The organism is Nocardia sp. NPDC006630 (genome assembly GCF_040611495.1).
Classification (GTDB): Bacteria; Actinomycetota; Actinomycetes; order Mycobacteriales; family Mycobacteriaceae; genus Nocardia.
This window is the reverse complement of the sequence record NZ_JBEXOK010000001.1, coordinates 792,261-811,242: the sequence shown is the minus strand read 5'-3', so window position 1 is coordinate 811,242 and position 18,982 is coordinate 792,261. Positions and strand designations below refer to the sequence as shown.

General features: G+C 67.5%; 19 protein-coding genes. 11 read left to right on the top strand and 8 right to left on the bottom strand.

Annotated features, from left to right (window positions below; translation table 11 throughout):
• Window positions 1-59 precede the first annotated feature (59 nt).
• The 3 genes from ABZX86_RS03710 to ABZX86_RS03700 form a co-directional block, all read right to left on the bottom strand.
• Complete coding sequence (locus ABZX86_RS03710; protein ID WP_355119616.1) at window positions 60-383, bottom strand: FmdB family zinc ribbon protein; 324 nt, start codon at window positions 381-383, stop codon at window positions 60-62.
• A gap of 72 nt (window positions 384-455) precedes the next feature.
• Complete coding sequence (locus tag ABZX86_RS03705) at window positions 456-1,046, bottom strand: 5-formyltetrahydrofolate cyclo-ligase (protein WP_355119614.1); 591 nt, start codon at window positions 1,044-1,046, stop codon at window positions 456-458.
• 224 nt (window positions 1,047-1,270) lie between these two features.
• Window positions 1,271-2,917: a metallophosphoesterase family protein gene (locus tag ABZX86_RS03700; RefSeq protein WP_355119612.1), complete on the bottom strand. Its 1,647-nt coding sequence runs from the start codon at window positions 2,915-2,917 to the stop codon at window positions 1,271-1,273.
• A gap of 341 nt (window positions 2,918-3,258) precedes the next feature.
• Between ABZX86_RS03700 and ABZX86_RS03695 the strand changes: the two genes are divergently transcribed.
• The 4 genes from ABZX86_RS03695 (at window position 3,259) to glpR (ending at window position 7,479) form a co-directional block, all read left to right on the top strand.
• Window positions 3,259-4,197, top strand: a complete 939-nt coding sequence (locus tag ABZX86_RS03695) for a UTP--glucose-1-phosphate uridylyltransferase (RefSeq protein WP_327142214.1) — start codon at window positions 3,259-3,261, stop codon at window positions 4,195-4,197.
• 48 nt (window positions 4,198-4,245) lie between these two features.
• The gene (gene glp / locus ABZX86_RS03690; protein ID WP_297613443.1) at window positions 4,246-5,505 is read left to right on the top strand and encodes a gephyrin-like molybdotransferase Glp; all 1,260 of its coding nucleotides are present in this window, start codon (window positions 4,246-4,248) and stop codon (window positions 5,503-5,505) included.
• A 10-nt stretch (window positions 5,506-5,515) separates the two neighbouring features.
• Complete coding sequence (locus tag ABZX86_RS03685) at window positions 5,516-6,166, top strand: GNAT family protein (protein WP_327142213.1); 651 nt, start codon at window positions 5,516-5,518, stop codon at window positions 6,164-6,166.
• A gap of 182 nt (window positions 6,167-6,348) precedes the next feature.
• Window positions 6,349-7,479: a gephyrin-like molybdotransferase receptor GlpR gene (gene glpR / locus ABZX86_RS03680; protein ID WP_355119610.1), complete on the top strand. Its 1,131-nt coding sequence runs from the start codon at window positions 6,349-6,351 to the stop codon at window positions 7,477-7,479.
• Window positions 7,480-7,557: 78 nt separating this feature from the next.
• On the opposite strand, the gene ABZX86_RS03675 is transcribed toward glpR, so the two are convergent.
• Both ABZX86_RS03675 and ABZX86_RS03670 read right to left on the bottom strand, forming a co-directional pair.
• Entirely contained in the window at window positions 7,558-8,763 is a 1,206-nt protein-coding gene (locus ABZX86_RS03675; protein WP_355119608.1) for a hypothetical protein, read from the bottom strand.
• Window positions 8,763-9,518 (bottom strand): ParA family protein, encoded by a 756-nt coding sequence (locus ABZX86_RS03670; RefSeq protein WP_355119606.1) that lies wholly within the window; start codon window positions 9,516-9,518, stop codon window positions 8,763-8,765. The genes ABZX86_RS03675 and ABZX86_RS03670 overlap by 1 nt, the downstream gene beginning before the upstream one ends.
• 304 nt (window positions 9,519-9,822) lie before the next feature.
• Between ABZX86_RS03670 and ABZX86_RS03665 the strand changes: the two genes are divergently transcribed.
• The 5 genes from ABZX86_RS03665 to ABZX86_RS03645 all read left to right on the top strand — a co-directional run bounded on the left by ABZX86_RS03665 (window position 9,823) and on the right by ABZX86_RS03645 (window position 14,226).
• Window positions 9,823-10,737 (top strand): NlpC/P60 family protein, encoded by a 915-nt coding sequence (locus ABZX86_RS03665; protein ID WP_355119604.1) that lies wholly within the window; start codon window positions 9,823-9,825, stop codon window positions 10,735-10,737.
• Window positions 10,738-10,835: 98 nt separating this feature from the next.
• Window positions 10,836-11,777 carry a hypothetical protein gene (locus ABZX86_RS03660; RefSeq protein ID WP_355119602.1) on the top strand — a complete coding sequence of 314 codons (942 nt, stop codon included), beginning with the start codon at window positions 10,836-10,838 and terminating at the stop codon, window positions 11,775-11,777.
• Between the two features lie 197 nt (window positions 11,778-11,974).
• A complete protein-coding gene (locus tag ABZX86_RS03655) occupies window positions 11,975-12,685 on the top strand; it encodes a helix-turn-helix domain-containing protein (RefSeq protein ID WP_355119600.1) in 711 nt (236 codons plus the stop codon).
• Between the two features lie 88 nt (window positions 12,686-12,773).
• Window positions 12,774-13,640 carry an alpha/beta hydrolase gene (locus ABZX86_RS03650; RefSeq protein ID WP_355119598.1) on the top strand — a complete coding sequence of 289 codons (867 nt, stop codon included), beginning with the start codon at window positions 12,774-12,776 and terminating at the stop codon, window positions 13,638-13,640.
• Window positions 13,627-14,226: a TetR/AcrR family transcriptional regulator gene (locus ABZX86_RS03645; RefSeq protein WP_355119596.1), complete on the top strand. Its 600-nt coding sequence runs from the start codon at window positions 13,627-13,629 to the stop codon at window positions 14,224-14,226. Before ABZX86_RS03650 ends, ABZX86_RS03645 begins: the two co-directional genes overlap by 14 nt.
• Window positions 14,227-14,230: 4 nt before the next feature.
• Here ABZX86_RS03645 and ABZX86_RS03640 read toward each other — a convergent pair whose 3' ends face one another.
• Window positions 14,231-14,479 carry a hypothetical protein gene (locus tag ABZX86_RS03640; protein ID WP_355119594.1) on the bottom strand — a complete coding sequence of 83 codons (249 nt, stop codon included), beginning with the start codon at window positions 14,477-14,479 and terminating at the stop codon, window positions 14,231-14,233.
• Between the two features lie 132 nt (window positions 14,480-14,611).
• Window positions 14,612-14,995, bottom strand: a complete 384-nt coding sequence (locus ABZX86_RS03635) for an alpha/beta hydrolase (protein ID WP_355119592.1) — start codon at window positions 14,993-14,995, stop codon at window positions 14,612-14,614.
• A 103-nt stretch (window positions 14,996-15,098) separates the two neighbouring features.
• Here ABZX86_RS03635 and ABZX86_RS03630 point away from each other — a divergent pair, with 103 nt between their 5' ends.
• Window positions 15,099-16,055: an undecaprenyl-diphosphate phosphatase gene (locus ABZX86_RS03630; protein ID WP_355119860.1), complete on the top strand. Its 957-nt coding sequence runs from the start codon at window positions 15,099-15,101 to the stop codon at window positions 16,053-16,055.
• A 6-nt stretch (window positions 16,056-16,061) separates the two neighbouring features.
• Here the strand turns inward: ABZX86_RS03630 and ABZX86_RS03625 are convergent, their stop codons facing one another.
• Window positions 16,062-17,606 (bottom strand): long-chain fatty acid--CoA ligase, encoded by a 1,545-nt coding sequence (locus ABZX86_RS03625; protein WP_355119590.1) that lies wholly within the window; start codon window positions 17,604-17,606, stop codon window positions 16,062-16,064.
• A gap of 144 nt (window positions 17,607-17,750) precedes the next feature.
• Here ABZX86_RS03625 and ABZX86_RS03620 point away from each other — a divergent pair, with 144 nt between their 5' ends.
• On the top strand, window positions 17,751-18,908 hold the full coding sequence (locus ABZX86_RS03620; protein WP_355119588.1) for a helix-turn-helix domain-containing protein: 1,158 nt from the start codon (window positions 17,751-17,753) through the stop codon (window positions 18,906-18,908).
• Window positions 18,909-18,982: the final 74 nt, after the last annotated feature.

Genomic DNA, 18,982 nt, shown 5'->3' with positions numbered 1-18,982 from the left:
AAAAGGGTCGGCTGTGGATAACGAAAACTATGTGGAAATCGCCTGGTGCAGAACGCGAATCAGGCGGCGGACGTGCTGTTCGACGTGCTCGGCTTGGCGGGGGCCGACGGCGTCGCGGTGCTCGCGGGGGTGCTCGCCGGAGTACTTCCGCTACCGGAGCCGTTCTCACCCGACGGCGCCTTGGCGGGCTCGCTCGAGGTGGAGCCGTTGCGGCTGTCGGTGCGGTAGAAGCCGCTGCCCTTGAAGACGATGCCGACCGAGTTGAAGAGCTTGCGCAGCTTGCCGTTGCAGCGGTCGCAGGTGGTCAGCGCATCATCGGAGAAGGACTGCACGATGTCGAACTTGTTGTCGCACTCGGTGCACGCATACGAGTAAGTAGGCATCGGGATTATCCTCCACGCTCTTTGTCGAATTAGCACTCTACAGCTGGCAGTGCCAACGCTGCCAATCGGGTGTCAATTCCCGGCGCGTTCTTCCAGCTTGTACAGCCCGCCGGACGGAGTCAGCGCCCACCCCATTCGGTGGTCGTGTGGCTCCTCCGGCAAATGGTCCACGAGTTCATCGTCCCGCACGACCGCGACCAACCGTACATCCGATCGCGCCGCGCTCAGACTGCGGTCGTAATAGCCCGCTCCGCGCCCCAATCGCACACCCCGCCGATCCACCGCCAGGGCGGGCACCAGAATCACTTCGGCTCCCGCCAAGGCGTCCGGCACGAGGTCGCCCTCCGGCTCCCGCAGCCCGAACCGCCCGCGCCGCAGCCCCTCCGCCCCGGTGTATTCCGCCCACTCCAGGGGACCGGGCTCACCGGTAACCGGCAGCAGCACCCGCGCCCCTGCGACCCGCAGCGCGTCCAGCATGGCAAGCGACCCCGGTTCACCCCCGACCGCCACATAGGCGCACACCCACCCGCTCCCCCCGAGCTGCCGAACCCCCTCGGCCAGCGCCGCGGCTTCCCGCTCCCGCACGTCTTCCGGCACTGCCTTCCGCCGCGCGAGAATCTCCTCCCGCCACGCCCGCTTGTCCCACCCGCCGCTACCGCTCACGCCCTCACGATAAGCGCCGCCGCTGAAGCAACCGCGCTCTCGGCCCCTGGTCGCCCGGCAAGCCTCCTCGTCATCCCGGCGTGCTTTTGGCCGGGATCTGCACGCGCCGGTGGGATCCCGGCCAAGAAGCGCACCGGGATGACGATGTGCAGCGTGCCGGGATGACGATGTGCAGCGCGCCGGATAACGAGGGTGTAGCGCGCTGGGGGCGACGAGGGTGCTGCCTAGCGATCCGAGCGGGGGCGGGTGAGGGTGAACTTGTCGATGGCTTTCAGGTCGCTGGTGGGGCCGGTGAGGGCGTAGTAGGTGGCGGTGATGGTGGTGTTGCCGCCGGGGGTGCCGGGGTCGACGTCGAAAGAGCAGAAGCCGTAGGGGTGTTCGGCGTCTTTGAAGGCGGACCAGGGTGCGTCCTCCATGACGTAGACGGGGGTCTTCTTGCCGGTGGCGGGGTCGACATCGCCCACGGCGGTGATGACCCGGCATTTGTCGCCGGGGAAGAACAGGGCGTTGGACGGCGCCGAGGTGCCGCCGCCGCCGATCACCAGGTGCACGGTGCCCTTGGTGGTGTCGATGACGTCCTTGCGGGTGTCGGCGGGCTTGGGTGTCAGCGTTTCGGTGCCCAGTGTGCCGCGGACGGGATGCGAACGCTCGTAATGGTGTTCGTGCCCGCACAGCACCAGATCGACCTGGTATTTGTCGAACAGCGGCAGCCAGTCCTCGCGGATGGCGCGGTCGGCGCCGTTGAACTTGTCGGCGGAGGAGATGGCGGTCTGGTGCATGAACACCACCACCCAGTCGATGCCGCGATCGCCGCGCGCCTTCGCCAGTTCGCTTTCCAGCCAGCGCTTCTGGGCGCCGCCGGAGTAGCCGCGAATGTAGCTGTTGCCCGCGTCCTGGTAGCAGATGTCGTCATTGGCGACCGCGATCACGCGCACGCCGCCGGCGGTGAAGGAGTACCAGAGTCCCTTCGCGTGCTCCTCGCTGCCGGAGTCCGGCACGGTGAAGTACGTCTGGAAGGCCGCGTAGCCGATAGGCCCGTTGCCGAGTTCGTTCTCGTGGTTGCCGGGTGCGGGCATCCAGGGCCGGTAGCGGGCCGAGCGAGAGTTGTTGGCCCACCAGTCGTTCCAGGTGCGCAGCCGGTCGGTTGCCAGATTGGCGTAGCAGAGATCGCCGTTGACGAGGTTGAACAGCGGCGCCAGCTGTTCGATGCCGCCGGTGACGTCACCGGCGAACGGTGAGCCCAGATTGTCGTTGACCCAGGTGCCGTTCACCGCCTTGCCGACCGTCGGCGTGCCCTGATCGCCGAAGCTGGTGAACCGGAACTTCGCCCGTCCGCCGGGTGCGGTGCGCAGCGTGCCCAGCTCCGGCGGCGCACCGTCGTGCCCGGCCGCGTAGATGTAGTCGGTATCCGGGCTCAGTCCGGTCAGGCGGGCATGGTGCGCCTGAATTTCGATGCCGGCCTTGGCATCCCGATAGGTGCGTGTCTCGGCGTCCGCGGTCTTGCCGAAGCCGTCGGCGGCGGTCCCGTACCGCACCACCGGCTTGCTGACCGAGCCGGCGGTATGCCAGGACACCACGGCCTCGCGCGCGGCATCCGCGCCGTACTGCAGGTGCAGTCCCGAAACCCGCGGCGCGGCAGCCTGATCCGGCGCGATCACCAATTCGGCCGACCGCGGCCAGGCCGCCGCGCCGGATCCGTTGCCGCGCAGGGCGACCGCCCCGCCCGCCCCGACCGCGAGCCCTGCCAGCGCCGCACCCGCGGACGCGCCGAAGAGCCGCCGCCGGCTGACGCCACCCGCCGCCGCGCCGGGAGTGCCACCGCCCCCGGGAGTGTCGGGACCGCTGCTGTGGGAATCCTCACGCTCGCTCATGGCTGCCAGCTAACCTCGGCCGGGTTCGCGACAAGCCACGGCGCGGCGAACGATACGTGAACACGTCGGCGGGCCCGGTGCGCTGCGCGGGTGGCGGTGTACACGGTTTGCGTGCCCCCGCACCGGGTACGAACTGATAGCCCCGGTATCGCCGGGGTGTTCCGTACTTCACGCAGTTCGCGCCGATAGCAACCGGTTCGCTGCGGCGTGACGGGTGCGCGGCCATGGCCTCGGTCGGGCGTTCGGTGCGCTACCCGCGCTGCGGACGCTTAGGCTCTCGTGGATGTCGGGGCGCTGTTCGGGGCGCATCGATAGATGAGACGGATGGATAGGGTGAGTTCATGACAGCTAACGGCGGCGGAACCGAGTCGTGCTTCCGCACCGCGGTGGTGCCCGCGGCGGGACTCGGCACGAGGTTCCTGCCCGCGACCAAGACGGTCCCCAAGGAGCTGCTGCCGGTGGTCGACACCCCGGGCATCGAATTGGTCGCCGCCGAGGCCGCGGATTCCGGCGCCACTCGGCTGGTGATCGTCACCTCGCCCGGAAAAGACGGTGTGGTAGCGCATTTCGTCGAGGATCTGGTGCTGGAGAGCACGCTCGAGGAGCGCGGCAAATTCCATCTGCTGGAGAAGGTGCGCAAGGCGCCGGGGCTGCTCGATGTCACCTCGGTGGTGCAGGAGGAGCCGCTCGGCCTGGGTCATGCGGTGGCACAGGCGGAATCGGTGCTGGACGCCGATGAGGACGCCATCGCGGTGCTGCTTCCCGACGATCTGGTGCTGCCGAGCGGTGTGCTGACGGTCATGTCCCGCGTGCGGCGGATCTACGGCGGTTCGGTGCTGTGCGCCATCGATGTGCCGAAGGAACTCGTCAGCGCGTACGGCGTCTTCGATGTCGAGGTGCTGCCGGGTGCGTCCGCGGATGTGCTCAAGGTCAACGGCATGGTGGAGAAGCCGGCCCTGGACGAGGCGCCCTCCACTTTCGCGGCCGCCGGCCGATATCTGTTGGACCGCGCCATTTTCGACGCACTGCGCCGGATCACGCCCGGAGCGGGCGGCGAACTGCAGTTGACGGACGCCATCGCGCTGCTGATCGCGGAGGGACATCCGGTGCACGTGGTCGTCCATCGCGGGTCGCGCCACGATCTGGGCAACCCGGGCGGATATCTTCGTGCTGCGGTGGATTTCGCTTTGGAACGAGAGGAATACGGCCCGGCTCTGCGTGAGTGGCTCGAACAGCGACTCAGCCCGAGCTGGAATCCGCAGCTGACCTCGTACGAGTGACCAATACCGTGACGAGGTGTGCAATGCGCGAGACCAGGGAAGGGCGGCATGCGCTCGGTTGAGGATCAGCAGATCAAGGTGACCGCGGCGGCTGTGGCGCCGCGGCCCGTCCGGGTCGCGATCTCGGAGGCCCAGGGACTGCTGTGCGCTGAGGACGTGGTGACCGAACGCCCGCTACCGGGCTTCGATCAGGCGGCCATCGACGGCTATGCCGTGCGCAGTGTGGATGTGTCCGGTGCGGGCGCGGATATTCGCGGTGAGGACGGCGAGCCCGTCGAGTTGACGCTGCCGGTGGTGGGCGAGGTGGCGGCCGGTTCCCGGCAGCCGATCCGGCTGCAGCCGCGCCAGACGGTGCGGGTGGATACCGGCGCACCGCTGCCGACGCTGGCGGATGCCGTTCTGCCGCTTGATTTCACCGATGGCGGCCGGGCGCGCGTCAAGGTGTACGAGTCGGTGCGCTCGGGCGATTACGTGCGCCGCATCGGCGACGATGTGCAGCCGGGTGATCTCGCGGTGCGCGCCGGCACGATCATCGGCCCGGCGCAGGTCGGGCTGCTGGCGGCGGTCGGCCGCGACAAGGTGCTGGTGCATCCGCGCCCGCGCCTGTCGGTGCTGTCGGTCGGCGGCGAACTGGTCGATATCGACCGAACGCCCGGCCCCGGCCAGGTCTACGACGTGAACTCCTATGCCCTCGCGGCGGCGGCGCGTGATGCGGGCGCGGATGTGAACCGGGTCGGCATTGTCAGCGGTGACCCCAAGCGCCTGCGAGATGTGGTGGAGGGCCAGCTGGTTCGCTCCGAGGTCGTGGTGATCGCGGGTGCGGTGGGCGGCTGGGCGTCCGAGCAGATCCGGGAGGCCCTGGAGGGTCTCGGCGAGCTGGAGATCACCCGCGTCGGCATGCATCCGGGGTCGGTGCAGGGCTTCGGCCTGCTCGGCCGCGATGAGGTGCCGACCTTCCTGCTGCCGTCGAATCCCGTTGGCGCACTGGTGGTTTTCGAGGTCATGGTGCGGCCGCTGATTCGCATCGCATTGGGCCGCCGCCATCCCATGCGGCGGGTGGTGCGGGCCCGCACCATTCTGCCGATCGCCTCCATTCCGGGGCGTCGCGGCTATCTGCGCGCGCAGCTCATGCGCGATGAGCAGACCGGCGACTATCTGGTGCAGCCCCTCGGCGGGCCGAACGGGGCGTCCTCGCACCTGCTCGCCACCATGGCGGAGGCCAACAGTCTTATCGTGATCGATCCGGATATCACCGAGGTACGCACCGGTGACGAGGTACGGGTCGCTTTCCTCGCACAGCGAGGGTGAGGCCTTGGACATGAATGTATTCCGGTCGGCCCAGCATCCGGGCTGGCCCGCACATCTCGGACCGGTACGGGTCGGCGCCGGCGTGGTGACCCTGCGGCCCATCAGATTGCGGGACGCCGGGGCGTGGAGCAAGATCCGCACCCGCGATCGGGAGTATCTGGAGAAGTGGGAGCCGACCGGCCGCGGGGCCTGGGAGGCGCGCAATCATTCCGGGAACTGGCCCTCGCTGTGGTCCAGTCTCAAGGCGGAAGCCCGTCGGGGCGCGATGATTCCGCTGGTCATCGAGGTGGACGGCTATTTCGCCGGACAGCTCACGATCGGCAATATTGTGCGCGGCGCACTGCGGTCGGCCTGGATCGGCTACTGGGTGTCGGAGAAGATCAGCGGTCAGGGTGTGGCGACGGCCGCGCTGGCGCTGGGCCTGGACCACTGCTTCGGCGAGGTCGGACTGCATCGGGTGGAGGCCACCGTGCGGCCGGAAAACCTTGCGAGCCAGGCGGTACTGCGCAATGTGGGTTTCCGCGAGGAGGGAATGCTGCGCCGCTACCTCGATGTGGACGGGGCGTGGCGCGATCACCTGCTGGTGGGCCTGACGGTTGAAGAGGTGTCGGGGACCGTGGTGGACAAGTTGATTCGTGCGGGGCGCGCCTCTCAGACCTGAGGGGTCGCTGTGAGATCCGCTTTTCCCGTAACTTGTGTGACTACTGTGGCAGGTGTTGACGGCGCGCCTGCCGGTGATCACTGAGGTGCCGAACTAGCCTACGGACGTCGGTGGTGCGTCCTCGTACCACCGGTAAGTGCTGAAGGGAAGAGAGCCAGGCGGGGACGGAGGTGTAGAGCGCGATGCCGAATTCGATCTTGTGGATTGGTCTTGTCGTGCTCTGGGTATTCGTGCTGTTCCCCATGCTGGCCAACCGCCATCCGCGGGTCCGCCAGCACACCGACGCCGCACTGGCCACTCGGGTACTGCATCGCGGGGACGCCGAACCACGCACCAGAAAAGGTCCGGCTTCCGGACACGACACCGATCCGGACTACGTGCCGGTTCGCAGGAAGCATCACCACGATGATCCGGAGGATCGGATGACCAGATCGGACGACAGCACCACAGCTGAATCGGACGACGAGGATTTCGACACCGACCGCGAACGCGATACGGAGAGCGCCACATCCGTGCCTGCGGATACCGAACTGAACGCCGAGACCGAGTCGAAGGCGGATTCGGTAGCCGCGCAGGAAAGTGCCGAGAAGCCCGTCGAGGCTGAATTCGATTCCGAGACAACAGATTCCGAGAAGGATGCGGAGCCGGTGGGTTCCGGGACGGCGGAGCGCGCCGCCCCTCGGTCCGGGAGCCGTAAGGTCGCGGCGGATATCGCGGCCGAGGACATGCCGCCCGCGAAGCAGCGCCGCCGCCCGGAGCCGCCGCAGCGCACCAAGGTCCCCGCGCTGCGGGAGTGGGACGACGAAGTCGATTCCGACGACCCGGATTTCGTTCCCTCCCGGCGTGGCCGCGGTGGTTACGACCCGGAGGCAGATGCCATCGCCCGTGCCGCGCGCTACACCTTCCGTCAGCGCGCGGTGCTGGGGCTGGTGCTGAGCACACTGATCTTCGCCGGTGGCGCGCTGGCCATTTCGGCCGCCATGTGGACGCTGTGCGCGCTCGCGGGCATCGTGCTGGTGGGCTACCTCGCGTACCTACGCAAGCAGGTCCGCCTGGAGGAGGACATTCGCCGCCGCCGCATGGCCCGGCTGTCCCGGTCGCCCGAGGAGGAGGCCGTTCCGGAGGCGGCGCCGGAGCCCGAACGCCCGCGCCCCGATCGGGAAGAGACCCGCACGCAATTGCGCCGCGCAGTCCTGGTCGAACCGGACGATGAAGACCCGGTCTTCGAGAATCTCGAACTGTTCGATGCCGCCACCGCCCGGGCCGCCCGGGAACGCGCCGCAGGGCGTGTCCGCCACGCGGTCGGCGAATAGCGGTACCGAAGACCGAGCGCGGTTACACAGGAAGGGCCCGGCAGCTGCCGGGCCCTTCCTGTTCGTCCGGGCGAACCGCTAGTGGTTCACAGGCATTCGCGTAGTTATCGGCAGCTGCTTCTCGATGAGTTCGGCGAGGGTGCGCAGCTTCGCCGCGAATTCGCGAGCGGCTATCGGATCACCGCTGGAGCCCTGCACCACCTTCGGGGTGAGCGCGGCCAGTCGTGATTCGGCGGTGCTGAAGACATCGGGAGTGTGCGGATGCTCCTCGGTCAGATCGCCGCGCATCCAGGACTGCAGCAGTTCGACGACCGCACTCCGGTCATAGGCGGCGGGCAGCACCGCCACCGCCTCCCGGAGTTTGCCGGCGGTGACCTTCAGATCGGCGGCGAGGGTGGTGTACACGGTCACCGCCGCATCCTCCCCGTGCGCGGCCACGATGGGCAGCAGCTCGCGAATCTGCCCCTCGTTGATGGACGGCGCCAGCGGATGCAGCCGGGCGGCCAGCGGCCAGGCGCGGATCAGCTTGTGCGCGTAGGACCGCTGCATATCCCAGCGCTTCTCCACATACTCGTCGAAGGTGGCGTGGTCGGCCCGATAGAGCCGGCCGTCCCGCACGATCTGCAGTGCCCGCCCGGCCACCCAGAACGCCACTCGCAGTGCGTCGATGGAGGACTCGCACAGATCGAGCTGTTCGAGCTCCCCCGCATTGAGCGGTCCATCACCCGCGGCGGGCAGCGGCATGGTGAGCACACTCGGCGAGGCGGTCGCCGCCCCGCGCAGGGTCGACCCCACACTGCGCAATGCGGGATCGATGCCGCGCGGTTTCTGAGCGTCCGCACGTGGCGCAGGGTCCGGTGTGACGGTCGGCGGCGCGGGGTCCGCAGCGGCCGCAGGCGAACCCGGTGCCGCCGGACCTGGATCTGCTGCTGCTGCCGCCGCCGCCGGACCTGGATCTGCTGCCGCTGCACCCGAATTCGCCGCAGCCGTACTCGAATCAGCGGTGGCCGCGCCCATATCCGGCACGGGCGCAGGAGGATCCGGCATGGCCGTGGGCCGATCTGCCACGGCGGTCGCTGCCGTCGCGGATGCCGCAGGCATGGCGGTGACCGCCTGTTTCGGAGGCATACTCGTCGCCCGGGCCGAACCCACTGCGGTGCTGTGCCATTCGGCGTCGCGCAGCGGGGAGACCGGAGGCGTGTGCTCGGCCTCGTCCGCCAGGGGGTTGCGGGTGGGTGCGGCCGGTCCGCCGCCGATGGAGCTCTTGCGTCGTTGCGGGGGCATCAGGCGGGTACCTCCAGTGCGCTGGGAATGGTGCGATCGCTGTCCGTGGCCTCCAGGTACGGCCGGAGGAGTTCCTCGCCGACCTGCCGGTATTCACCGAGATCGGCGATGGGGTTCTCCGCGCCGTCGCCGACTTCGCCGTCGGCGGCCTCCCGATACCACTTCCAGGCGCTCACATAGGACTCGAATACGTCGTATCCCGCGTCTTCGAGATTGCCGCGCTGCGAACGGTATTCGGTGGAGACATTGACGCCGTTCTTCATGGTGACCGGCACCTTGGTCATCAGCACGCGGACGCGAATGGCCCGTGAGCTCTCCGCCGCGGCTTCCTCGGCGGCGCGATAGGTACTGGGCACGCGTTTGACCTCGGAGGGGCTCACGCTGGTGACCAGGATCAATTCATCGCTCTCCGGCACGGCGGCCTTGAAGATATCGGCGGATTCCCCGCCGGCGTCGACGATGATGACGTCATATTTCGCGGCATTGTCGGTAATGCAGTCGTTGACGTGCCGGGAGGGGAAGGCGATGAGCTCGAAGGGGATGTCGACATCCTCCTTCTGTAATCGCCGATACCAGGAGTAGCCGGTCTGACTCAGTGGATCGGCATCGATGACGAGGACTCTGAGTGGGTGCACGGTGGCGAAATACGAGGCGAGGAAAAAGGCCGACGTCGTTTTGCCGACGCCGCCTTTGAGATTCCCCAGGGTGACCACCAGCGGCTCGGGAAGTGGGGGCAGCGCAATGGAATCGGTCATGGACAATCCTCCGGATTATGAGGAGGGAGCTCGTGCGGCCAGTCTCACACGAGTCGCTGTTCAGGCCCCGGATTGGTTTCGCTGTTTCATGAAAACGGTGCGAAATCGACGCGGAAACAGCGTGAAATCGGGCTGTGTCCAATTGGACTCAGAGGCCGATGTTTACGATTCCGTTATGAATAACACGCGTGTCATTCGTTGCGCGGTTGTCGATCGGGCGAACTATGCAATGTGGATCCACTCGCAGTACCGAGATGTTCGTGACGGAAACCGGATAGCTAACGCTTGATCGGAGGACCGCATCATGGAAAGTATCGGTGACAAACAGGTGGTTCGGCCCCTTCTGCTGACGTGGAAGGGTTTGGCAACAGGCTTGCTCTGTGCCGCCGCTATGGGCGGGGCCCTGCTGTACACAGCGGGCCGGGCGGACGCAACGCCGGTGGACGTTCCCGGTATCGGGCAATTCGAGATCGCCGACGCACTCGCCGCGCAGCTCGGAATTCCCGCCGCCGCTCCGGAACTCGCACCCGAAAGCGCACCCCAGCTCGCGCCGGCCGAAGCTCCGGCCGCGGAGCAGTCGGTGCTCGAGACCTTCGAATTCCGTCCTGTGACGATTCCGGGTGTGCGTACCGCAGAGGTACCCGCCGTCATCGTCATTCCGCAGGCGGCCGCTCCGGCCGCGGTTCCGGAACTGCTTCAGGCCCCGGAGATTTCGGCCCCCGTTCCCGCGCCCGCCGCGGATTCCCGCCAGATAACGCTGGCCGGTCTGGGTGATTTCTCCGTACCGAACTTTCTGCCCCCGCTGGCGGGCATTCCCGGCCTGACCGATGCTGCCGTCGCGCAGTCCGCACCCATGCCCGCCGCTATGCCGAAGAAGTCCGTCGGCCAGCGCGCAGTGGATGCGGCCCGCACGCGATTGGGCGCCGGTTACAGTTCCGGCGCGGTCGGCCCCGACGCCTTCGACTGCTCGGGTCTGGTGCAGTGGTCCTACCGTCAGGCCGGTGTCGAATTGCCGCGCACGAGTTATTCGCAGCTGTCGGCGGGCACCCCGGTTTCGGTGGATGAATTGGAGCCCGGCGATCTGGTGTCCTTCTACGGCGGCGGCCACTCCGCGCTGTATGTCGGCGACGGCCAGGTAATTCATGCCAGCACCTACGGCTCCGGCGTGAAGATCTCGCCCATGGACAATATGCCGGTGACGGGAGCCCGCAGGTTCTGAATTGAACCTGTCGCGCGAGTGCTACGTCATAGGATGTAGGGCAATGCCCCCGAATGCGGCGGGAGAATCTCGTTGTGCGGGAAGATGCGAGGTGCGAAATGAATAAGCGAAAGTCAGCGGCGCTCGCGCTTGCGACGTTCACCTTCTCCGCCTTCTCGACGATCGCGGCCACCCCAGCGAATGCCGCGCCGGTCTGTGCGGGCGCGGGCCAGCCGACCGTTCCGGCGGCCTCGGTGCCGGGCGCGGCACTGGAGGGCATCACGGTCGACGGCGGCGGGCGCGCGTTCGTCACCGATCTGGTGAGCGGCCGGGTCTTCCGGATCGACGCACCGGGCGCGCCACCGGTGCCGATCGCCACGGTGCCCAGTGGCGGCGGCGGCGCACTGGCCTGGAGCACCGATGGCAAGCTCCTGGTCGGATACGGCGCCGACGCCCGAGCGGTGGTCGACGATACGCTGCGGCAGTCCGGAATCGTGAAGGTCGATCCGGATACCGGTGCGGTGCAGCCCTTCGCCGCTGGATTGAGCGCCGCCGACGGCATGGATGTCGCTCATGACGGAACCGTGTACGCCACCAATGATTTCGGCAGCCTGGTGGGCCGGGTCTACCCGAACGGTGTGGTGCAGGCGGACTGGGGCAACTTCCCCAGTGCGAACGGCGCGGTGCTCAGCCGGGACAACCAGTTCCTCTATGTCTCGCGGACATTCGTCAATCCCGGGGTGAGCCGGATACCCACGGCGGCCCCGTGGGCGCCGCAGTCCCTGCTGGATCTCGGCCCGCTCGACGCACCGGACGGCCTGACGCTCGATTCCCTGGAGCGCCCGGTAGTGCCGTTCAATCCGTCCGGGCAGGTGGTGCGGATCGATGCCCCCGGGCAGTACTGCGCACTGGGCTTCGGCCCGCAATTGACCAGTGAGGTCATCTACGGCCGTGGCGGCCAGGGCTTTTCGGCCGGCCGGCTGTTCGGCATCACCTTCACCGGCCTGGTCTACGAGATTCCCGGCGGGTTCGACCCGAATGCCGTGACCCCGACACCGTGACCTCGGCAACCGGGCTCCGGAGCCGTATTCGGGGCGGGGCGAACGCTACGTTGCGTTCGCAACCGGGATAATCGCCGAATGCACTCGAAAACTGGATAATACCAACGCAATTCGGTACACCTCCGCCAGTGGCGTTATATCCCAATGCAATTGGGTGGTCCCTGTGTTGCAATAACAGGGACGAAGGAGGTGTCCCGATGCCTGGTGGACGACTCACCCCGGATGACCGCCGGCGTATTGCCGCAGGTCTGGCGCAGGGTCTCGGGTATGCGGAGATCGCCCGCCAACTCGGCCGGCCCACCTCCACGGTGAGCCGGGAGGTGACGCGCAACGGCGGCCCGGGCAGCTATCGCGCCGAGGCCGCGCACGCTGCCACCGTTGTCCGCTCGCGGCGCCGGGTGCCGCGCCCCAAACGCGTCGAAAAGCCGGTCGGGACAGATGAATACGGCCGCGCTCCGGAGTTGGTCGCCGATTTCAGCGCCCAGTTCGCCGAGCTCTTCGCCCGCACCGGCTTTCCCCGCATGCCGGCCGCCGTCCTGGCCCGCCTGTACGCCGCGGATTCCGGCAGCGTGACCGCCGGTGAGTTGGTACGGCATCTGCGCGTCAGCCCCGCCACGGTCTCCGCCGCCGTCGGCTATCTGGAGGATCAGGAGCTCATTCGCCGCGAGCGGGACGGCGGCACCCGCCGCGACCGCTACTTCGTTGATGAATCTGCCTGGTACCGAACCACTCTCGCCGGTGCGCGGGCCAATGAGCTGCTGGCGGCGAAGGCCCGCGACGGCGCCGACTCCCTCGGTGCGACCACGCCCGCGGGGAGCCGGCTGCTGGGCATGAGCGAGTACCTGGAGAAGGTCGGGCTCGATATGGTCCGCTCCGCCGAGCGCTGGCGGGCGCAGCTCGAGGGGTGATCCGCCGCCGGTGAATATCGCCGATGCCATAGACATACATACGGTATGTATGTAAAAGTGGAGGGGTCCCACAGGCATTGGAGAAACGATGGCAACAAGCACATCACTCGGCCGTACCCACGAGGTGGAGCTGCCCGGCGGTCGCATCAGATATCACGACACGGGGGAGGGGCCGCCGGTGGTCTTCGTGCACGGCCTGCTCGTCAACGCCGATCTGTGGCGCAAGGTGGTGCCGGCGGTCGCCGCCGCCGGATACCGCTGCCTGGCCCCGGACTGGCCGCTCGGCGCCCATGAAATCCCGGTTCCCGCAGCAGATCTCACGCCGACGGGCGTGGCGGATCTGATCGCCGCCTTCCTGGAGCGACTCGATCTGCGCGATGTCACCCTGGTGGCCAACGACACCGGCGGCGCGATCACCCAGGTATTGCTGGCGCGCAACCGTTCTCGCATCGGCAGGGTGGTGCTGACCTCCTGCGACAGCTACGAGGACTTCCTGCCGAAACCGCTGAACGCGCTGCCGATCATCGCGCGCATTCCCGGATCCGTCCGTCTGCTCACCGAGACCATGCGCATCCGCGCACTGCATCGCCTGCCGATCGCCTTCGGCTGGGTCGCCAAGCGCCCGGTGCCCCGGGAGATCGCCGACTCGTATCTGCTGCCGAGCCGCAATTCCGCCGCCATCCGCCAGGACGTGCGGCGGGTGCTGAAAACGCTGAACCGCAGCTACACCCTGGCGGCGGCCGAGCACTTCGGCGAGATCGACCTTCCGATCCTGGTGGTGTGGGCCGCCGAGGACAAGATCTTCGCGGTCGCCAATGCCGAACGATTGGTCCGCGATCTGCCCGGGGCGACGCTGCGGCTCATCGACGATTCCTACGCATTCCTCCCCGAAGATCAGCCCGAGTTGCTCTCCGCCGCGATCCTGGAGTTCACTCGGCTGCATGCCACGCCGTAGCCAGGAGGACCGTTCGCGCGCCACCAGGGCCGCGCTCGAGGAGGCCGGACGCCGGCTCTTCGCCGAGCGCGGCTTTGCCGGTACCTCGGCGGAGGATCTGGTCGCCGCCGCGGGCGTCACCCGGGGCGCGCTGCATCACCACTACGGTGATAAGCGCGGATTGTTCCTGGTCGTGCTCGAGCAGATCGAGAACGAGACCACGGACGAAATCGAAAGTTCCATCGCGACAGTCGATCCCGGCAATATTCTGGGCGGGATGGCGGTCGGTCTCAGTGTTTTTCTGGAGATCTGCCGACGGCCGGCCATGTTGCGGATCGTGCTCACCGATGCTCCGGCGGTGCTCGGGTGGAGTGCCTGGCGGGAGTTCGAGACGGCGCACAGTCTGGGATTGATCACCGCACAGCTCGAGCGGGCCCGGGCGGCGGGATTGATTGCCGAGGTTCCGATTGCGGTGTTGGCGCAATTGCTGATCAGTGCGTTGAGTGAGGCGGCATTGATTGTCGCCCATGCCGATGATCCCGAGGCGGCCCGGGAGCAGGCTCAGACGGCTTTGATGGTTTTGATCGCGGGGATTGTTCGAGGGTGAGACCTCAGGGCGGCGGCCCGGCCGGTGGCGCGCCCGCGATCCGCGGTACCGCAATTCCGGGGAACCGGCGCTGAATTCGATCTACGCACCGGCGGACCACCGCAAGATCGGCATTGATCGATTGCCGCATATCCAGCGTGCCCGCCGTCTGTAGTCTTCGGGCGAGAGTTACCGCATGCTTTTCCAGCTCTGACAAGAAGACTCTGGCCTGCGCCAATTCCGGATCGTCGGCGGAATCGTAGCTATCGAACACGGTTTCCTCGGATCATGCGGTTCGGGAGGACCTTACGGCCGCTCGACCCCCTGGTCTGCATATTGCCGAAGTATTCCACGCATATACCGTCCATGCTGCCTGAATGGTTTGCGTTCGCCCGCGAACCGCCGATCAGTCACCCGAGTTCTGTTGCAGGAAGGCATGTGCCGCCTCGAATACGCCACGCGGATCTTCGAGCTGCGGCCAGTGGCCGATTTCGGGGAGGCTGACAATATCGGGGTTCGGCGCGATTTCGCGGTACCGGGCCGCCATATGCGCGCCCGAGTTCGGGTCGAGCAAGCCGTTGATCATGCGCATCGGCACCGTCGCGTGCACCAGCGGTTCGTCCCGGCGGTCGCGGAAGGTGACACGCTCGTCGATGAAGCGTCCGACCAGGTGTGAGACGAACCGGCCGCGGTTGTGGAACAGGACTTCCAGCAGCACCCGCATCTCGTCGTCGGTGGGCTTGGTAGCCGGGCCGAACATCTCCCGCACCGAGGCTTGACCAGACCTCATCCACCGCCTTTGAGCAGTCGCCCGGGTGATCGAGTAGCCTCCCGGAGCGAGTAGCCTCGACCGGTTTCGAGGTGGCCCGACCGCTCGCCGCTCCCCGACAGGAATTCGTATGGCCATCAGCTACGTGGAATCGATCGTCGTCGGCGCGCTCCAGGGGGTGAGCGAGCTGTTCCCGGTATCGAGTCTGGGGCACAGCATTCTGCTGCCCGCCCTGGTGGGCGGAAAGTGGGCCGATGACTTGAATATGTCGGCCAAGGATTCGCCGTACCTGGCACTGCTGGTCGCCATGCACGTCGCCACCGCCATCGCGCTGGTCGTGTTCTTCTGGCGCGACTGGGTGCGCATTTTCCGCGGGCTGTGGGATGTCGCGCGCACCCGTCAGATCCGTTCTCCCGAGGCGCAATTGGGGGTGCTGCTGATCATCGCCACCATCCCGGTCGGACTGGCCGGGCTGGTGCTGGAGAAGGCGGTGCGCAACTATCTCGGCACGCCGATACCCACCTCGGCGTTCCTCGCGCTCAACGGCGTGGTGCTGCTGTCGGCGGAACTGCTGCGCAAGCGGGAGACCGAGCGCAATCTGGTGCTCTCCAGCCCCACCGCCCGCACGGTGGATCTGTCCGCGGAGGACACCCTGGTGCTGCCCACGACCGACCCGGACCACGCCTCCGATGTGCGGCTGTCCCGGCTCGGCGTGAAGTCCGTGCTGATTATCGGATCCGCCCAGATCGCAGCGCTTTTCCCCGGTATCAGCCGCTCCGGCAGCACCATTGTCGCGGGCCTGTTCAAGGGCATGCGGCACGAGGATGCGGCGCGTTTCGCGTTCCTGCTGGCCACGCCGGTGATCCTGGCGGCCGGAGTGCTCAAGACACCGGAGCTGTTCAAGCCCGAGAACCACGACATTCTGGGTCCCGCCCTGGCGGGCAGTGTGGTGGCCGGTGTGCTCGCCTACATTTCGGTCAAGTTCCTGGTCAGCTACTTCGAGACCAAGACGCTGACGCCGTTCGCCATCTACTGCCTGGTGGTCGGCGTCGGCAGTCTCGCCTACTTCAGCCTCAAGTGAGCCGAATCAGTTCACCTGACGTGCGTCGGCGTCCCAATACTGTTTGCGGAGATCGCGTTTCAGGATCTTGCCCGCCCCGGAGACCGGGAGCGCGGTCACCACATCGATGGTGCGGGGCGCCTTGTAACCGGCGATGAGGTTCTTGGCGTGCGCGCGGATCTCCTCGACGGTCACCTGCTGCCCGGGCTGACAGACGATGACCGCGTGCACGCGCTCACCCCAATCCTGGTCGGGCACACCGATTACCGCGCAGGCGGCGACGGCGGGGTGGGCGGCGACCGCGTTCTCGACCTCGGCGGAGTACACGTTCTCCCCGCCGCTGACGATCATGTCCTTGATCCGGTCGACGATGTAGACGTAGCCGTGCTCGTCCATATACCCGCCGTCGCCGGTGTGCATCCAGCCGTCGCGCACCGCGGCCGCGGTCTCCTCCGGCCGGTTCCAGTAGCCGAGCATGACATGCGCACCGCCGACCACGATTTCGCCGACCGTGCCGCGCGGCACCTCGTTGCCGTCCGGATCCATGATCAGCACTTCGCTGTGCGGCATCGCGCGCCCCGCCGAACGCAGGTGTCCCGCAAGGTGATCCGCGGCGCCGAGCAGGGTGGCGATGGGCGCGAGTTCGGTCATGCCGTACGCCTGCACGAAACCCGCTGCGCTGAAAGCCTTCATGGCGCGCTCGAGCAGCGCGGCCGAAATGGGTGATGCGCCGTACATGAGTTGCCGGACGCTGGAGAGATCGTGTTCGGCGACCGCCGGATGATCGACCAGCAGCTGAATCATGACCGGTACCAATACTGTTCCGGTCACCCGGTGCGTTTCGATGGCGGCCATGGTGGCCACCGGATCGAAGGCAGGGATCATGACGTGGGTGCCGCCCAGCAGCAGGGTGCCGTACCAGCCCGCCAGATCGGCGAGGTGGAACATGGGCGCGGCGTGCAGGAATCGCACACCGGGGGTGAACAACTCACCGCTGGCGACACCGCCCAGGGCGGAGGTCGCGATATTGGTGTGGCTGAGCATGACGCCCTTGGGGAAACCCGTGGTGCCACCGGTGTAGAACACTCCGGCGAGCGCGTCACCGCCGCGCCGGGCGTCCGCGATCGGCGCCGCCGCGGCGATCAGCTCCTCGTAGCCGAGCATGCCCTCGGGCGTGGGTCCCTCGCCGCAGTGGATCACCGTGGCGAGTTCGGGATGCTCCTGCCGCAGTGCGGGCAGCATGGGTGCGAAGGCATCGTCGACCAGCAGCACCGTGGTGCCGGAGTCGCGCAGCGAATAGCTGATCTCGGCCGGGCTCCAGCGGATATTGACCGGATTGAGCACGGCATTCGCCCACGGCACGGCCAGCAGATATTCGTGATATCGATCGGAGTTCAGGCCCAGGATGGCCACCCGGTCGCCGTCGCCGACCCCGAGGTCACGCAATGCGCTCGCCAGCCGGGCCACCCGATCCAGGCCCTCCCGGAAGGTCCGGGTGCGGTCCCCGAAAATGGTCATGACGGCGTCGGGGGTTTGCTGTGCGGCGCGGTGCAGTCCCTGAGTCAGGTACATGGGGCGAATCCTCTGTCGAACGGCGGTGTCGGACGTCACAAGTATCGGCAGGGGACTGTGACCTGGGCCATGGAGCGGGCACCGGACTATCGACCGCCGGGTTTGTTGGTTTTTCCAAATCCCGGCCGTAGCCTCGAACCCGAGATGACCGATTCCCGCGACTCCGCGTCGCCGACCGCACGCAGTCGGCTGCTGAATCGTGTGCTCGCGCAGGCCGACCAGCTGGTCGGCCGTATCGTCGCCCGCGCGCGGGCGGAGATGGCCGGCTATTCCGCGCTCACGGATGCGGAGATCGCCGCGACGACCGCGCTCATGGTGGATCGGCTGCTCGCCGCGCTCCGCGCCGAGCGCGCACTCACCGCGGACGATCTGGCCGCGCTGCGTGAGTTCGGGGAAACTCGTGCGCGGCAAGGTGTTTCACTGTCCGATGTGCAGAACGGCTGGCGCATCGCGGTGCGGGAAATCCTGGCGGATCTCATCACCTCCGGCCGCAGCGGCCGCATTGCCGACCGCGCCGTGCTGGCCCTCACGCACGATCTGCTCGATATTGTCGATCAGGCCAATCAGGCCTACAGCGCCGGGCACCGCGATGTGGAGATCGAGCTCGCGCGGCACGATCAGCAGTTCCGGGCCGAATTCGCGCGCGGTCTGCTGCTGGGCGGGCTCGCGCCCGCGGATATTCAGATTCAGGCGCAGCGGTACGGGCTGGATGTGGAGGGCGTCTACCGCGCCTTTCGCGCCCGCGGCGACGATCCACTCGCCGCTGCCGATCTACGTCGACTACTCCGGCCGGGTCCGCAGGCGATACGCGGGTTTTCCACGGCCATGGACGGCGACCTCGCCGGGTTCGTGCTCGGGAGCGATCTGATCGAGAGCGCCGGCACCATAGGCTTCGGTCCCGCGACCCACCTGGCCGATCTGCCGCGATCATTCCGGCTGGCCAGCCGAATGCTCGCCACCGCGCACCGCTTCGATCTCACCGGTGCGGCCGATCTCGACCGCCTCGGCCTGCTGCCCGCGATCGTCGCCGACACCGACCTCGGCGAGGAACTCGCCGCCCGCTACCTCGATCCGCTGGGCGCCGGCGAGCAGGCCCGCACGGTCATCGACACCCTCGAGCGCTACCTCGAATCCGGCCTGCGCATCGAGGCCACCGCCGAGCGACTGATAGTGCACCAGAACACCGTTCGCTACCGTCTCGCTCGCTTCGAAGACCTCACCGGCACCGACCTGCGCGCACCGCACAGCGCCATCCGCGTCTGGTGGGCCATCCAGCACCGCCACGCGAATCCGCACACCTGACCAACCCCCCGTCATCCCGGCATGCGTTTGGCCGGGATCCACACAGACAGCATGTGGCGAGTCCTCGTGGACCC

Coding starts and splice junctions, on each gene's coding strand:
- ABZX86_RS03710 (WP_355119616.1), bottom strand. CDS start 383: ATGCCTACTTACTCGTATGCGTGCACCGAGTGCGACAACAAGTTCGAC.
- ABZX86_RS03700 (WP_355119612.1), bottom strand. CDS start 2,917: ATGAGCGAGCGTGAGGATTCCCACAGCAGCGGTCCCGACACTCCCGGG.
- ABZX86_RS03695 (WP_327142214.1), top strand. CDS start 3,259: ATGACAGCTAACGGCGGCGGAACCGAGTCGTGCTTCCGCACCGCGGTG.
- glp (WP_297613443.1), top strand. CDS start 4,246: ATGCGCTCGGTTGAGGATCAGCAGATCAAGGTGACCGCGGCGGCTGTG.
- ABZX86_RS03685 (WP_327142213.1), top strand. CDS start 5,516: ATGAATGTATTCCGGTCGGCCCAGCATCCGGGCTGGCCCGCACATCTC.
- glpR (WP_355119610.1), top strand. CDS start 6,349: ATGCCGAATTCGATCTTGTGGATTGGTCTTGTCGTGCTCTGGGTATTC.
- ABZX86_RS03675 (WP_355119608.1), bottom strand. CDS start 8,763: ATGCCCCCGCAACGACGCAAGAGCTCCATCGGCGGCGGACCGGCCGCA.
- ABZX86_RS03670 (WP_355119606.1), bottom strand. CDS start 9,518: ATGACCGATTCCATTGCGCTGCCCCCACTTCCCGAGCCGCTGGTGGTC.
- ABZX86_RS03665 (WP_355119604.1), top strand. CDS start 9,823: ATGGAAAGTATCGGTGACAAACAGGTGGTTCGGCCCCTTCTGCTGACG.
- ABZX86_RS03660 (WP_355119602.1), top strand. CDS start 10,836: ATGAATAAGCGAAAGTCAGCGGCGCTCGCGCTTGCGACGTTCACCTTC.
- ABZX86_RS03655 (WP_355119600.1), top strand. CDS start 11,975: ATGCCTGGTGGACGACTCACCCCGGATGACCGCCGGCGTATTGCCGCA.
- ABZX86_RS03650 (WP_355119598.1), top strand. CDS start 12,774: ATGGCAACAAGCACATCACTCGGCCGTACCCACGAGGTGGAGCTGCCC.
- ABZX86_RS03645 (WP_355119596.1), top strand. CDS start 13,627: ATGCCACGCCGTAGCCAGGAGGACCGTTCGCGCGCCACCAGGGCCGCG.
- ABZX86_RS03635 (WP_355119592.1), bottom strand. CDS start 14,995: ATGAGGTCTGGTCAAGCCTCGGTGCGGGAGATGTTCGGCCCGGCTACC.
- ABZX86_RS03625 (WP_355119590.1), bottom strand. CDS start 17,606: ATGTACCTGACTCAGGGACTGCACCGCGCCGCACAGCAAACCCCCGAC.
- ABZX86_RS03620 (WP_355119588.1), top strand. CDS start 17,751: ATGACCGATTCCCGCGACTCCGCGTCGCCGACCGCACGCAGTCGGCTG.